Here is a 15897-nt window from a genome sequence, read left to right as displayed (position 1 = left end):
TAGGTGAAAGTATGGAAAAGCCATGGGTAGAGAAATATAGACCAAAGACATTGGATGAAGTTGTTGGACAAGAAGAAATAGTAAAAAGATTAAAAAAGTATGTTGAAAAGAAAAGTATGCCCCATCTACTTTTCTCTGGACCTCCAGGAGTTGGGAAGTGCTTAACTGGAAATACAAGAGTTATTGTTAATGGAGAAGTTAAAGAAATTGGAGAAGTTGTTGAAGAAATAAGTAGTGGAAAGTTTGGAGCTACTTTAACCAACAACTTAAAGGTTTTAGGAATTGATGAAGATGGAAAAATTAAAGAATTTAATGTTAAATATGTCTATAAAGATAAAACAAATGTCTTAATAAAAATAAAAACTAAAATGGGTAGAGAGTTAAAGGTAACTACTTATCATCCTTTACTAATAAACAATAAAAATGGAGAAATAAAATGGGTAAAAGCAGAGAATTTAAAAGTAGGAGATAAGTTAGCAACACCAAGATACATCTTATTTGAAAAAAAAGATTTTAATGATGATTTAGCAGAGTGGCTTGGTTATTTCATTGGAGATGGGCATGCAGATAAAGAATCAAATAAGATAACCTTCACAAACAGTGATGAAAAACTTAGAAAGAGATTTGCAGAACTTACTAAAAGATTATTTAAAGATGCAAAAATAAAAGAAAGAATACACAAAGACAGAACACCAGATATTTATGTTAATTCAAAAGAGGCAATGGCATTAATTGATAAGCTTGGTTTAAGGGGAAGTAAGGCAGATAAAGTTAGAATTCCAAAAGAAATAATGAAAAGTAGAGCATTAAAAGCATTTTTAAGAGCATACTTTGATTGTGATGGAGGTGTTGAAAGCCATTCGATAGTTTTATCAACTGCAAGCAAAAAGATGGCAGAGGATTTAACTTATGCATTGTTAAGGTTTGGAATAATTGCAAAATTAAAAGAAAAAGTAAATAAAAACAATAACAAGAAATATTACCATATTGTAATATCAAACTCTATAAATTTAAAAGCATTTTTAGATAATATTGGCTTTAATCATGAAAGAAAACTTAAAAAGCTTTTAAATATTATAAAAGATGAAAATCCAAACTTAGATGTTATAACTATTGACAAAGAGAAAATAAAATACATTAGGGATAGATTAAAAGTTAAATTAACGAGGGATATTGAAAAGGATAATTGGAGTTACAATAAATGCAAAAAAATAGCTCAAGAACTTTTAAATGAAATATATTACAGATTAGAAGAGCTAAAAGAAATTGAAAAAATATTAGAAAAGAGTATATTAATTGATTGGAATGATGTTGAAAAAAGAAGAAAAGAAATTGCAGAAAAGACAGAAATAAGAAGTGATAGGATTTTAGAATACATAAAAGGTAAAAGAAAACCAAGTTTAAAGAATTACATAAAAATTGCTAATGCTTTAAATAAAGATATTGAAAAAACAATAGATGCAATGAGAGTATTTGCTAAGAAATATTCAAGTTATGCAGAAATAGGAAGGATGCTCAATACATGGAATTCAAGTATAAGGATTTATTTAGAAAGCAATACACAAGAAATTGAAAAGCTTGAAGAAATTAGAAAGGTTGAACTCAAACTTGTAAGAGATATTCTCAATGATGAAAAATTAATGGATAGTATTAGTTATATCTTATTCTTAGCATCTAACGAAATCTACTGGGATGAGATTGTAGAAATTGAACAATTAAATGGTGACTTTACAATATATGATTTGCATGTTCCAAAATATCATAACTTCATTGGTGGGAATTTACCAACAATACTACACAATACAACTACAGCCCTTTGTTTAGCAAGAGATTTATTTGGAGAAAATTGGAAAGAAAACTTTTTGGAATTGAATGCCTCCGTTTCAAAAAATACTCCAATATTGGTTAAAATAGATGGAAAGATAAAAAGAACAACATTTGAAGAGCTTGATAAGATATACTTTAACACCAATGATGAAAATGAGATGTATAAAAAAGTTGATAACTTAGAGGTTTTAACTATTGATAAAGATTTCAAAATTAGATGGAGAAAAGTTTCTACAATAATTAGGCATAAAGTAGATAAAATCTTAAGAGTTAAGTTTGAAGGTGGATATATAGAACTAACAGGAAACCACTCTATTATGATGCTTGATGAAAATGGATTAGTAGCAAGAAAAGCAAGTGATATAAAGGTTGGAGATTGTCTATTAAGCTTTATATCTAATATTGAAGGAGAAAAAGATAAATTAGATTTAAAAGAGTTTGAACCAAAGGATATAACTTCAAGAGTTAAAGTAATTAATGAGTTTGAGGTTGATGAAGATACTGCATGGATGCTTGGATTGTATGCTGCTGAAGGAGCCATAGGATTTAGAGGAGAAACTTCCGGGCAAGTAATCTACACATTAGGCAGTCATGAGCATGATTTAATTGATAGACTAAATGACATCATTGATAAAAAAGGATTTAGTAAATATGAAAACTTCACAGGTTCTGGATTTGATAGAAAAAGATTATCTGCTAAGCAGATTAGAATATTAAATACTCAACTTGCAAAATTTATTGAGAAAAACTTCTACAATGGAAATGGAAGAAAAGCAGGAGATAAAAGAATTCCAGATATTGTATATGAGTTAAAAGAAAATTTAAGAGTTGAATTTTTAAAAGGATTGGCTGATGGAGATGGCAGTGGAAATTGGGGAGGAGTTGTTAGAATATCATCAAAATCCGAGAATTTATTAATAGATACAGCATGGTTAGCAAGAATTTCTGGAATTGAAAGTTCAATATTTGAAAATGAGGTAAGATTAATTTGGAAAGGAAAAATGGGATGGAAGAAAGGCAATTTATTACCAAGTGAGCCAATAATTAAAATGATTAAAAAGTTAGATAGTAAGATAAAAGGAAATTGGAGATATATATTAAGACACCAACTCTATGAAAATAAAAAGAGAGTTTCAAAGGACAAAATTAAGCAGATTTTAGAAATGGTTGATGTTGAGAAATTAACTGATGTAGAAAGAAAGATTTACAATTTATTACAAAAATTATCTGAAACAGAGATTCATGCTTTGATTGTTAAAGAGATTGAAGTTATTGACTACAATGACTTTGTTTATGATGTGTCAGTTCCAAATAATGAAATGTTCTTTGCAGGAAATGTGCCAATATTGTTACATAATTCAGATGAAAGAGGTATAGACGTTATTAGGACAAAAGTAAAAGAATTTGCAAGAACTAAGCCAATTGGAGATGTTCCATTTAAGATAATATTCTTAGATGAGAGTGATGCACTAACAGCAGATGCTCAAAATGCTTTAAGAAGAACAATGGAGAAGTATTCAGATGTATGTAGATTTATCTTAAGTTGTTTAACAGGAGATGCAAAAATAACTCTTCCAGATGAGAGGGAGATAAAGATAGAGGACTTTATAAAAATGTTTGAAAAAAGAAAAATTAAACATGTTTTAAATAGAAGTGGAGAAGATTTAGTTTTAGCAGGAGTTAAATTTAATTCAAAGATAGTAAATCATAAGGTTTATAGATTAGTTTTAGAAAGTGGTAGAGAGATAGAGGCAACAGGAGACCACAAGTTTTTAACAAGATATGGGTGGAAGGAGGTTTATGAGTTAAAGGAAGATGATGGGATATTGGTTTATCCAGCATTGGAAGGAGTTGAGTTTGAAGTTGATAATAGGAAGATAATTAACTTAAATGAGTTCTATGAGTTTTTAACAAAATATGAGCTTAAAATTGGATATAAACCTTATGATAAAGCAAAAACCTATAAAGAATTAATAACAAAAGATAAAGAAAAAATATTAAATAGAGTTTTAGAGTTATCAGGAAAATACAACAAATCAGAGATTAAAAGAAAGATTGAGGAAGAATTTGGGATAAAAATATCATTAACAACTATAAAAAATCTTATTGATGGAAAAATTAATGGATTTGCTTTAAAATACATAAAGAAAATCAAAGAACTTAGATGGGATAAGATAACTTATGATGATGAGAAAGCAGGAATATTTGCAAGGTTGTTAGGCTTTATAATTGGAGATGGGCATTTATCAAAATCAAAAGAAGGAAGAATATTAATAACTGCTACAATAAATGAACTTGAAGAAATTAAGAAGGATTTAGAGAAATTAGGCATAAAATCATCAAATATAATTGAAAAAGATATTAATCATAACTTAGATGGTAGAGAAATTAAAGGGAAAACATCATTCATATACATTGATAATAAAGCATTATATCTATTGTTAAACTTCTGGGGAGTAGAAATTGGAAATAAAACTATAAATGGCTACAATATTCCAAAATGGATAAAATATGGAAATAAATTTGTTAAGAGAGAGTTTTTAAGAGGATTATTTGGAGCTGATGGAACTAAACCATACATTAAAAAATATAACATAAATGGAATTAAATTAGGTATAAGAGTTGAAAATATTAGTAAATATAAAACATTAGAGTTCTTTGAAGACATTAGAAAAATGTTGAAGGAATTTGAAGTTGAGGCAGATATTAGAGTTAGTAAAATTGATAACAAAAACTTAATTGAGTTGATAGTTAAAGCAAACAATAAAAACTATCTCAAATATTTATCAAGAATATCCTATGCCTATGAAAAAGACAACTTTGCAAGGTTGGTTGGAGAGTATTTAAGAATCAAAGAAGCATATAAAGATATAATCCTAAAAGACATTGCTGAAAAGGCATTGAAAGAAGTAGATGGTGAAAAATCTCTAAGAGAATTAGCAAGGAAATATAACATTCCAGTTGATTTTATAGTAAATCAACTTAAAGGAAAAGACATTGGATTACCAAGAAACTTTATGACCTTTGAAGAGTTCTTAAAAGAAAAGGTTGTTGATGGAAAGTATGTTTCAGAAAGAATCATTAAAAAAGAGTGTATTGGTTATAGAGATGTGTATGATATAACATGCCTTAAAGACCACTCCTTTATAGCAAATGGGTTAATATCCCACAACTGCAACTATCCAAGCAAGATTATCCCACCAATACAATCAAGATGTGCTATATTTAGATTCTCACCATTGAAAAGAGAAGATATAGCTAAAAAATTAAAAGAGATTGCTGAGAAAGAAGGATTAAAATTAACAGAAAAAGGATTAGATGCAATAATTTATGTTTCTGAGGGAGATTTAAGAAAAGCAATTAATGTTCTACAAACTGCTTCTGCTATAAGTGATGTAATAGATGATGAAGTTATATACAAAGTTTCTTCAAGGGCAAGACCAGAAGAAGTTAGAAAGATGATGGATTTAGCCTTAGAAGGAAAATTCAATGAAGCAAGAGATTTATTATACAAATTGATGTTAGAGTGGGGTATGAGTGGAGAAGATATTCTAAATCAAATGTTTAGAGAAATTAATAATCTAAATATAGATGAGAAGAAAAAAGTTCAAATAGCTGAGGCAATAGGAGAAACAGATTATAGAATAGTTGAAGGAGCAAATGAAAGAATTCAGTTAAGTGCTTTATTAGCCAAGTTAGGATTAATTGGAAAATAAAATACTTAATATTTAAAGTGGGGTTGCCCAAAAGCAACCCCTCTCTGGTGTATAGCAATAGAGGCCTTGCCTCTATGCGGCGGTAAATGAAAGAATTCAGTTAAGTGCTTTATTGGCTAAGTTAGGATTAATTGGAAAATAGGATTATTTAAGTGGAGTTACAGTTGATTTTGCTGGAACACCACTATATGTTTTATTAACATTTTTTATTTGTTAGATTTCTCAAATATAAAAAAAAAACATTTGCCTTTTTATTTTTTATTTTTTGAATAAAAGAAAGATTTCCATACCGGGACGGTCTTATTTTAACTGATATTAGCATCTTTTATTTGAGATACAATTTGAGATAAGATTTCCATACCGGGACGGTCTTATTTTAACATGTCATGACTTTAAAGCCGAGGGGCGAGGGGGGACGATTTCCATACCGGGACGGTCTTATTTTAACATTTTGTTTTATACTTCAAAATATTTGCTTAGTCATATTTCCATACCGGGACGGTCTTATTTTAACTTAACCCTAATTGTGTTAGTTATATCCCCTACAATATTTCCATACCGGGACGGTCTTATTTTAACATCAAGTGTCAAGTGATTAGCTATGTATTCAAAAAAATTTCCATACCGGGACGGTCTTATTTTAACATGGTTTGCAAGATAAAGAAGAATTCCAATATGAAGATTTCCATACCGGGACGGTCTTATTTTAACATGGTTTGCAAGATAAAGAAGAATTCCAATATGAAGATTTCCATACCGGGACGGTCTTATTTTAACTTAAACAAATAACCATTGAGCACCACATCTCTTTTTTATTTCCATACCGGGACGGTCTTATTTTAACGCCTATCGAGATTTTCGTTTTCTTGGAATGAAATTTCCATACCGGGACGGTCTTATTTTAACTTAAGGGATATGGCTTAAAAGTAACACTCACAAGGACAAAATTATTTCCATACCGGGACGGTCTTATTTTAACTAAGCCAGTCCAACTAACAAAAGAATTCTTAAAAGTTGATTTCCATACCGGGACGGTCTTATTTTAACAAAAAAGGCTCTCCATCCATTTCTATGACTTCATAATTTCCATACCGGGACGGTCTTATTTTAACTTAACATCTCCTGCAATTCCAATTCAAGCAGAGACCAAAAGAACGATTTAGAAAGGCATTTTAACTTAACATCTCCTGCAATTCCAATGTCATAACATAAATTTCCATACCGGGACGGTCTTATTTTAACAAGCACATTCCAGCTGAAAGAATTATTAGAGATGCAATTTCCATACCGGGACGGTCTTATTTTAACATTTAGCTATGTTATATACTATTACAAATTATAACATAAAATTTCCATACCGGGACGGTCTTATTTTAACAGGAGGCACATTTTAGACATAATAATATAGCAACGTTCTCATATATAAGCTTTTTGGTACTAAAATTTTCGAAGGGTAGGTTTCCCTATTCATTTATATACCTTTGAACTTTTATAAAAATCTTTCTATTTCCTATTATTCAATTAAAAAGTCCCAATTTCCAAAAACTAAACCAACTTATCAGGGATTTTCAAATATTGGAAGAAACAACATAAATCTCTAAAAAATCTCAATAAATTATATAATCAAAATATACAAAATATTCAAAATAATGACCCCTTCGAATTTTCCTAAAAATCCTTTAAATTAAAAATAACCAACTAAAACTAAATAAAATCAAAAAATAAAGATTTTTAGCGTGATAATTGTCATCTGAATATTTAAAATTATTTAACTATTTCACAACCTCCTGGTGGAAGAACTGAAAGAATTTCTTCATCATCTAAGTCATACTCCTTAAATATATTTTTAAGTTCTTTAACTACCTTACCTTTCTCTTTATTAGATGGTTTTAGCATAACATACTTTAAAAATCTCTCTTCTAATGTTCTTTTTGGGGCAGTTGTAATTTTAATTTCTCCATCATATTCTAACACTCCTACTCCCAACTCTAAGGGCACATTTCTGATATAGTTCCTTTTACCTCTTATCATAAATGCTCCTCTTTTTAAATACTCCCCACTTTCAGCTTGTTTGGATATTTGCTCTGGTTTAACATAATACACATCTATAGCTCCATAACCTAACTTCCAAGCTTTTGAATGTGAAGCAGCAAATTTAGCAACCTCTAATAATGTCTCTTCTTTAACTTCTCTACCATTAGTTTTTATAACAGTAAAAGGAGCTCCTGTTATGTCTGCATGAAAGACAATATCATCCTTATTAGTATATTTTTTAATTATTATTTCATTTGTTATAGCATCTTTTCCAGCTATTATTAAGAAATTGTCAATAACTGTCCATTTAAATTTCTCGTACCATTTTCTTTCTCTTCTCTTTTTCTTCTTAGGTTTTTTCTCTTCTATTTCTTCATCTCTCTTTTTCTTCAATTCTTCAATTTTCTTTTTAGTTCTTTCAATTGCCTCCTCAATACCTTTTAACTTATTTTTTAATTTCTTGGCTTTTTCATAATAAGATTCAGCATTTTCAAATGCATTTTTTCTTATATCTAAAACTACTCTTTCTTCAACATCTTCATATTTTAATCTAACTATTAACTCTCCTTTATTTTCTCTTATATCTTCAATAATTCCTAAAATTGGATGATTTTTATTTTCTTTTATAATCTTTTTAATCTCTTCCCAGCTCTTTTTTTCTCTTGCTAAATTTATGGCATTTAAAAGCTCTTCAATTAATTGATAATTAGCATAAATTAAATCTCCCTTTATTCTATTTTTTTCACTTTCTTTTTTATACTCTTCCAAAGTTCTTAACTGTCTTTTTAATATTGATTCTTGCTTCTCTATCTCTTTTTCAACTTTACTTTTAACTTTTGTTATCTTTTTTAAAGCTAAGAAATTTGCAAAGTAGTCATCAACTGCCTCTATAAAGTTCTCATAATCTTTTTTATCATAATCTTTATATTTTAATAAATTGATAGGAGTAACATCTATAAACTGATTATCCTTTAATATAATCTTTGGCTCTCTGTTATTAAAAACATCATTAAAGAAATTCTTAACAGCTAAAAATAGATTTTTTATTTCATCTTCTGTTAAATTTTTTTTCTTTTTATCTATCTTAGCTCTTTCACATATCTCCTCTGCATACAGTCCTGCTAAACCTAACAACCTTGAAACTAATCTAACACATTCAACATCCTTATTCTCTAAAAAGTAATCTCTAAAAATTTCATAGGCAATTGAATAATCTAAGTTGTAAGGAGTTAATGGTCTTTGTTCTGGAAATTTATATTCATGTTTTGGAGCTATAATCCTTGTGCTCCATTTTTCTACTTTCAAAGGAACAATAATATTGTTATTCTCATCAGTAAATATTATATTTCCTTCTTTAAACAGCTCAACTATTAACTTATACTTACTGACTTTTCTAAATTCAATAACAATAATTCTGTCAAAACTATACTGATAAATCTTCTCTATTTTTGCATTTGAAAGATACTTTCTTAGAAGCATAGCAAAAGAAGGAGGTAGCTTAGGTTTTTCTCTCTCATAATTTGTTAGAGTTATATATTTATATTTACCAACACTAATAACTAACTCTCTACTACCTCTCTCAGGGATATGAATTTTTAAGATTAGTTCTTTATTTTCCTCATTACTTATTAGAAATGCTTTATCTACTCTTCCATTCTCTATAAATTTTAGCTCATCAACAATAGCAGATATATCAACATTTGTTAATTCTGTTTTCATAATTACACACTTAACATAATTTATTTATAACTCCTTAAAATTAATAATAATTATAAATGTATTGTTTTTTTATGTTTTAAGACTATTTTTGATAAACAAAAATTTTATATAATTTATGGTGATATATTATGGTCTCGTTAGATGAGGCAGTTATTGCAAGATATACATCTCATGGAGAGAAGTTTGAAATTTTAGTAGATCCATATTTAGCTGCTAAGCTTAAAGAAGGAATAGATGTAGATATGGATGAACTTTTAGCTATTGATGTAGTATATAGAGATGCTCATAAAGGAGAAAAGGCTCCTGAAGAACTTGTTAAAAAAGTATTTGGGACTACTGATATAAAAGAAATAGCTAAAATTATTATAAAAAAAGGAACTGTTCAATTAACTGCTAAACAAAGAGAAGAAATTAAAGAGCAGAAAAAAAGACAAATAATAAATATTATTTGTAGAAATACTATTAATCCACAAACAGATACTCCCCATCCTCCTCAAAGGATTGAGAGGGCTATGGAGGAGTTAAGGATTAATATTGACATTTACAAATCTGCTGAAGAACAAGTTCCTGATATAGTTAAAAAATTAAAAAGACTTCTTCCTATTAAATTTGAAAAAAGAGATATTGCTGTTAAAGTTCCTCCAGAATATGCTTCAAAAGCTTATGGATTTTTATATAAATTTGGAGCAGTTAAACAAGAGGAATGGTGTTCTGACGGTAGTTTAATAGTTCTTATTGAAATACCAAGTGGTATAGAATCAGAGTTCTACAATGAACTAAACAAAATTACAGAAGGTAATGCAATAACAAAAGTAGTAAAAAAATATGATGGGTGAGAGTAAATGGCATTTAGTCACACTAAAAAAGTAGGACCTGCTGGAAGATTTGGAGCAAGATATGGGTTAAAAATTAGAGCAAGAGTTAGAGATGTAGAAGTTAAAGCAAAACAAAAATACAAATGTCCAGTATGTGGATTTCCAAAATTAAAAAGAGCTTCAACTTCTATATGGGTTTGTGGAAAATGTGGAGCTAAAATAGCTGGTGGAGCATATACACCAGAAACAGGTGCAGGAAAAGCAGTTATGAAAGCTATTAGAAGAGTCTTAGAGAAAGAAGAATAAAATATTCATTTATATATTTATTATAAATATTTTTTATGATAATTTAATTCATATTTGGGGATTTAAATATGGTAGAGTATAAATGTCTAAAGTGTAAAAGAGTCATAAAATTAGAAGAATTAGGAAGTAGAGTTAGATGTCCTTATTGTAGTAATAAAATATTAGTTAAATTAAGACCTAAAGTAGTTAAAGTAGTTAAGGCAAGATAATTATGATTATAACAACATCAAGGAAACCCTCCCAGAGAACAAGAAGCTTTGCAAGAGATTTAGAAAGAGTATTAAATATTCCTTATGTCCAAAGAGGAAAATTATCATTAAAAGAATTATTTGAGATAGATAATAATATTTTATTAATTGGAGAGTTTAGAGGAAATCCTGGAAGTTTAGTTTTTTATAATTTAGAAAAAGATAAAAAATTATCTTCATTCATAACTGTTAAACTACAAAGAGAGATATGTGGAGGAAAAGTAGAGAACAATAATGGAATTAAAATAAAGATTAATTATAATAATGAATACCTCCATCTTTATGAAGAGTTTTTCTTTAATCATTTCAATATAAATAATGAAAGTAACTTTACTTTATCTGTTGAGAAAGATAGTAAATATTTATTTGCTATACAGTTCTATAAAAATAGAGTTAAAATAGGGCCATTAATTAGAGTTAAGTCAGTTAAGCTCTTTGATAGTGTTTGGGATTAAAATGAACTCTTCTATTTTAAATTTAGAGTTTGATAGTGAAGAAGAAGCAGAAATAATATATAAATCAATATTTATAGAGCATATAGATAGTCAAATAAAATCAAGGGCAAAGATGGAAAAATATAAAAACAAGATTAAAATTTATGTTGAAGCAGAAGAACTTTCAATATTAAAAGCTTCTTTATACTCCTATCTAAGGTGGATATCTGTTGCTCAAAACATATATAAAATTGTAAAGAGGTGAAAAACTTGGAAGTTAAAATATTTAGAGTTGAGGGAGAAGTTAGAAAAAAAGGAAAACAGCCATTAGTATTTAAAAAAGAATTAAGAGCTTTAAATGAAAAAGATGCTTTAGAAGAGATATACTCAAAATTTGGAGGATTGTATAAAGTTAAAAGAACAAGAATAATAATAAAAAGTATAAAAGAGATTTCTCCAGAAGAAGTAACAGACCCTATGGTTAAGGCTTTATTATAAATTATTACTTTCTAATTTGTTTCTAAGGTTTTGTTTAAATTTCTCTTTTAATAATTTTTTTAATTCATCTAAATTAATTTCTTTATCTGCTGATATCTCTAAAATATCCTCTATTCCTAACTCTCTTAATTTTTCTTTAATCTCATTTATTTTATTCTCATCTACTAAATCAACTTTATTAATAACAACCATAATTGGAATGTTAAAGAGGTTTTTTATCTCTTTTAATAAGTTTAATTGCTCTTCTAATGTATATCCACAGTATTCAGAAATATCTATAACAAATAATATCAAATTGGCCAAATAATTCAATGCTAATATTGCTTGAAGTTCTATATCATTCCTTTCATATAGAGGTCTATCTAACAATCCTGGTGTGTCAATTATTTGTATATCTTCAAGATGTCCAACATTTATTCCCTTAGTTGTGAAGGGATAACTATTTATTTCTACATCTGCGCCAGTTAATTTTTTTAAAATTGTAGATTTACCAACATTTGGATAACCTGCTAAAACAACAGTAAATGTATCTCTAAAAGTAGGTAAATCTTTTAATTTTTCTCTTGCAACTGCTATAAATCCCATTTCTGGCTCTATTCTTTTTAGTATTGATTTAGCTCTACCTACAAATTCTTTTCTTAATTTAGCAGCTTCTTCTGGTGTTTTAGCTCTTCTAATTTTCTTTGCATATTCATTTCCAAGCTTTCTTATTAAATCTGATGCCCACTTAAAAGCACCCATACATTTTTTAAATTCATCAATTCCTACCAAAACCTCAACCATCTCCTGATAGAACTTTGGTAACTTTCTTACAGGAGGTGTTTTATCAATTATTTTTTGTAAATTATCAGCCAATACAGAGGATATAGTCCTTACTTTATGCTCTTCTACAACCTTAGCCTTCATTAGCCAAGGTAATTCTTTCTTTCTCATCTCTTCTGCTACTTTCTCTCCTCTTCTTAATGCTTTATCCATTAATTCATCAGGAAGTAAAATTGTAGGAATTTTTTTAAAAGGATTTTCTTTCATAAATTTTTCACCAAAATATTTAATTTTTAATTAAAAAGATTTTATAGCATAAATAATATGTTAGATTTAGATTAGAAAATAAAAATATACTATACTATTATGATTAATAGAAATTAGAAATTAAAAAAAGCCCATAAAAAATATGGCGCAGGGGCTGGGATTTGAACCCAGGCGGGGCGGAGCCCCACTGGATCTCAAGTCCAGCGCCTTAGCCGGGCTTGGCTACCCCTGCACATCAAAAGAGCAATAATAATAATAAAATAAAGGTTTATATATAGTTTATGGAATATTATTTTATATATTTAATTATTTGTCAATATTTATTTATTATTTTATATTTTTTAGAGCTATCATCTCATCAAATAAAAACTGTGTATCATGTGGTCCAGGTCTTGCTTCTGGGTGGAATTGGACAGAGAATATTGGAAGTTCAACATGTTTAATTCCTTCAACTGTGTTATCATTTAGATTTATGTATAATGGTTTTATTTCATCAGATAAGCTATTAACATCAACAGCAAATCCATGATTTTGGGATGTTATATAAACTTTTTCTGTTTCTAAATTTTTAACTGGCTGATTACCTCCTCTATGCCCAAATTTCATTTTGTAAGTTTTTCCACCAAAAGCTAAGGATATTAATTGATGTCCTAAACATATTCCAGTTAAAGGAACCTCTCCAATTAAATTTTTAATTGTTTTTATAGTATCTTTTAACCTTTCTGGGTCTCCTGGACCATTAGATATTAAGACAAAATCAGGATTATAAGATAAAATTTTTTCATATTCAGTATTGTATGGAACTTGAACAACTTCACATCCTCTTTTTAATAAATTTAGAATAATTCCTTTTTTAACTCCACAGTCTATTAATACACACCTTGCTTTTGGATTTTGTACTTTATGAATAAATTTCTCTTTTATAGAAACCTGTGGAACTAAATCAATCTCAGATATATCTTTATGTTTCTTTACTTTATCTTTTATTTCTTCTATCTCTTCATCATTAATTTTTTCAGCTGTTTTTAAGCAACACTTAACTACTCCACCAGTCCTTATTTTTTTTGTTATAAATCTTGTATCAATTCCTTCAATTCCTGGGATGTCATATTTCTTTAAAAAATTGTCTAATTCAATTCCTGTTAGCTCTCTAATTACATATCCTTCTGTTTTTATTCCATCAGATTCAAACCATTCTTCTGATACTCCATAATTTCCAATAAGAGGATAAGTCATTGTAACAATTTGTCCCTTATATGAAGGGTCTGTTAAAACTTCTACATATCCAGTCATAACTGTTGTAAAAACTAACTCACCATAAACCTCTTTTTCTACACCAAAACCTTTTCCTTTTAGAACAGTTCCATCTTCCAATACTAAAACAGCTTCCATTAATAACACCTTAAATAACATTAAAATTAAATTTTCTTAAATAATATTTATAAGCTAATTTTTAAAGAATTTATAAATGCTGATATATCTTTAACATATGCTCCTGCTGCAAACTTATGTCCTCCTCCAGAACCATAAGCTTTTTTAGATGAATATCTTAAAGCTTCAGCTAAATTTACATCTTCTGCAAAGCATAACAATCTCGGACATCTTGCAGAAACTTTATAACCATAATCATTTTCAACTATTCCAATTATTGGTTTTTTCCAGTCAATATCTTCAATTGAATAGCTCATTCCAGCAACAATTCCAATTATACTCTCATCTATTTTATCAGTTTTGAAATATTGGAAGTTTTTCTCTTTTATAATATCTACTTCTGTTGCTATATGTTCTAATGCATATCTTAAATTTTTTCTATGCTCTCTTAAATTTGATTTTAACTTACTTAACCTTTTTCTACTACCAATTAAGATATCCAAAGCAGTCCTATAATCTTTGTATCTTGTGCAGGCATTTATACAAGTAGATAATTCAGATAAATCTCTTAATATATCTTCTTCCTCATTAACAACTTCATAAGCTTCTCCAAATATAACATAAGGCAAATATTTTATCCATTCTGTTGGAATATATTCCAAACTCTTTATTAAAAGTTCATTACCAATAATCTTTTTGTGAGAATAAGGAATATTGTTAAGTTTCTCTGCTGGATTAATATCTATGTTATATTTTTTGTTTATTCTATTTATGAATGAGATAATATTTGAATCATTGTTCAATAAATCTGTTCTTACATCACTCCAATATCTTAAAGAGACAAAAAGAGGTCTGCTGCATCTACCATAAAGTTGTAGGTCATTCTTAACAGCCAATTCCCCTGAAAATACAGCATCATTTAGTATCTTTCTATTCAAACCTTCTAACTTTCCATAGAGATTTTGCACATCTCCAATAGCTCCTAAAACAGCATATTTAGCCAAATCAATCCAATTATTATTAATAGATTTTGCAAATAAGTAGCAAACTCCTGCTCCACATGTCTCTAAATTATACATTATTGGATTTACATGGACAATATTTTTAAGTTTAATGTTTTCTTTTTCTGGCTGATGATGGTCTAAAATAATAATTTTTCCATTATAATCTTTAAAATATTCTTCCAAGAGAGATAGTTGCCCTGAACCAAAGTCAGCAAAAATTATTAAGTCATAATCTTTCTCAACATAATTTATAGACTTCTCATTAATTTGTTTTAAAAATAAAAATTCAGCTTCTTTATTTGTTCTTTCAACTACCTTTTGTAAGATAGCTCTTGATGTTAGACCATCAGTATCAATATGTGTAACTATCAATACATTTTCAGCATTTAAAAATAAATTTTTAGCTTTAATTAATTCTTTCATAATCTATCTTAGTTTATTTATTTCATATAAAAATATAGCTAAATTTCCTAAGGCTCCAATTTCATTCTCCACTATATATCTCCCTAAACCTTTCTCTAATTCTAATTTAGTAAATCCAGTATTTGCTCCACAAAATACAACTAAATCATTTTTTCCAACTTCTTCAAAGTTTAATTTTTCATCACAAATATTTTTATTTCCTATTAAGTAAATTTTTTCAGGCCTTAAAAGTTCAATAGCATCATCTAAATCCTCAAAAAATAGCATATTTTTTCCTAATTTGTATGCCATCTTTTGTAATGTTGGAACACCACTCTGAGCAGCTGATGCAGTTGCTTTTGTTATTATAACTGTATTAACATCAAAACCAAAAGCTATCCTTCCAAATTCTTCAACTTGCTTAGCTGAATATGTGTTATGTAGGCATATAAACATCTTTTTCTCACCAATTTATGTTTTTTATTTTTGGTAAT

At 28.2% G+C, this 15897-nt stretch carries 12 protein-coding genes, 1 tRNA gene and 1 CRISPR repeat array; of the genes, 7 read left to right on the top strand and 6 right to left on the bottom strand.

What is annotated here, in order from left to right; translation table 11 throughout:
* Positions 1-11: 11 nt before the first annotated feature.
* Positions 12-5543, top strand: coding sequence for an LAGLIDADG family homing endonuclease (locus ACPB8Q_RS02555; protein WP_423793108.1), 5532 nt, complete (start codon positions 12-14; stop codon positions 5541-5543).
* A gap of 280 nt (positions 5544-5823) precedes the next feature.
* Positions 5824-6655: direct repeats of the CRISPR family, unit length 30 nt; unit sequence ATTTCCATACCGGGACGGTCTTATTTTAAC.
* Positions 6656-7307: 652 nt separating this feature from the next.
* Here the strand turns inward: ACPB8Q_RS02555 and rqcH are convergent.
* Entirely contained in the window at positions 7308-9296 is a 1989-nt protein-coding gene (gene rqcH, locus ACPB8Q_RS02550) for a ribosome rescue protein RqcH (protein WP_423793107.1), read from the bottom strand.
* Between the two features lie 128 nt (positions 9297-9424).
* On the opposite strand from rqcH, the gene ACPB8Q_RS02545 reads away from it, so the two are divergent.
* The 6 genes from ACPB8Q_RS02545 (at position 9425) to rpl18a (ending at position 11597) form a co-directional block, all read left to right on the top strand.
* The gene (locus tag ACPB8Q_RS02545; protein WP_423793106.1) at positions 9425-10132 is read left to right on the top strand and encodes a ribosome assembly factor SBDS; all 708 of its coding nucleotides are present in this window, start codon (positions 9425-9427) and stop codon (positions 10130-10132) included.
* A gap of 6 nt (positions 10133-10138) precedes the next feature.
* Positions 10139-10417, top strand: a complete 279-nt coding sequence (gene rpl37A / locus ACPB8Q_RS02540) for a 50S ribosomal protein L37Ae (RefSeq protein ID WP_423793105.1) — start codon at positions 10139-10141, stop codon at positions 10415-10417.
* 68 nt (positions 10418-10485) lie between these two features.
* Positions 10486-10626 carry a DNA-directed RNA polymerase subunit P gene (locus ACPB8Q_RS02535; protein WP_423793104.1) on the top strand — a complete coding sequence of 47 codons (141 nt, stop codon included), beginning with the start codon at positions 10486-10488 and terminating at the stop codon, positions 10624-10626.
* 2 nt (positions 10627-10628) lie between these two features.
* Positions 10629-11120, top strand: a complete 492-nt coding sequence (locus ACPB8Q_RS02530; protein WP_423793103.1) for a ribosomal biogenesis protein — start codon at positions 10629-10631, stop codon at positions 11118-11120.
* A gap of 1 nt (position 11121) precedes the next feature.
* The gene (locus tag ACPB8Q_RS02525; protein ID WP_423793102.1) at positions 11122-11364 is read left to right on the top strand and encodes a KEOPS complex subunit Pcc1; all 243 of its coding nucleotides are present in this window, start codon (positions 11122-11124) and stop codon (positions 11362-11364) included.
* 5 nt (positions 11365-11369) lie between these two features.
* Entirely contained in the window at positions 11370-11597 is a 228-nt protein-coding gene (rpl18a, locus tag ACPB8Q_RS02520) for a 50S ribosomal protein L18Ae (protein ID WP_423793101.1), read from the top strand.
* Here the strand turns inward: rpl18a and ACPB8Q_RS02515 are convergent.
* The 5 genes from ACPB8Q_RS02515 to ACPB8Q_RS02495 all read right to left on the bottom strand — a co-directional run bounded on the left by ACPB8Q_RS02515 (position 11592) and on the right by ACPB8Q_RS02495 (position 15859).
* On the bottom strand, positions 11592-12626 hold the full coding sequence (locus ACPB8Q_RS02515) for an NOG1 family protein (protein WP_423793100.1): 1035 nt from the start codon (positions 12624-12626) through the stop codon (positions 11592-11594). The two genes, rpl18a and ACPB8Q_RS02515, sit on opposite strands and share 6 nt — an antisense overlap.
* Positions 12627-12769: 143 nt before the next feature.
* Positions 12770-12858 (bottom strand) — tRNA-Ser (locus ACPB8Q_RS02510).
* 95 nt (positions 12859-12953) lie between these two features.
* Positions 12954-14018 (bottom strand): carbamoyl-phosphate synthase small subunit, encoded by a 1065-nt coding sequence (carA, locus tag ACPB8Q_RS02505; RefSeq protein ID WP_423793099.1) that lies wholly within the window; start codon positions 14016-14018, stop codon positions 12954-12956.
* A 47-nt stretch (positions 14019-14065) separates the two neighbouring features.
* Positions 14066-15424: a single-stranded-DNA-specific exonuclease RecJ gene (gene recJ / locus ACPB8Q_RS02500; protein ID WP_423793098.1), complete on the bottom strand. Its 1359-nt coding sequence runs from the start codon at positions 15422-15424 to the stop codon at positions 14066-14068.
* Between the two features lie 3 nt (positions 15425-15427).
* Positions 15428-15859, bottom strand: coding sequence for a RecB-family nuclease (locus tag ACPB8Q_RS02495; protein ID WP_423793097.1), 432 nt, complete (start codon positions 15857-15859; stop codon positions 15428-15430).
* Positions 15860-15897: the final 38 nt, after the last annotated feature.

It is taken from the genome of Methanocaldococcus indicus (assembly GCF_049554935.1).
In the GTDB taxonomy this organism is placed as follows: Archaea; AGJL01; Methanococci; order Methanococcales; family Methanocaldococcaceae; genus Methanocaldococcus; species Methanocaldococcus indicus.
The sequence above is the reverse complement of the archived record's forward strand: the minus strand, read 5'-3'. Positions and strand labels throughout refer to the sequence as shown.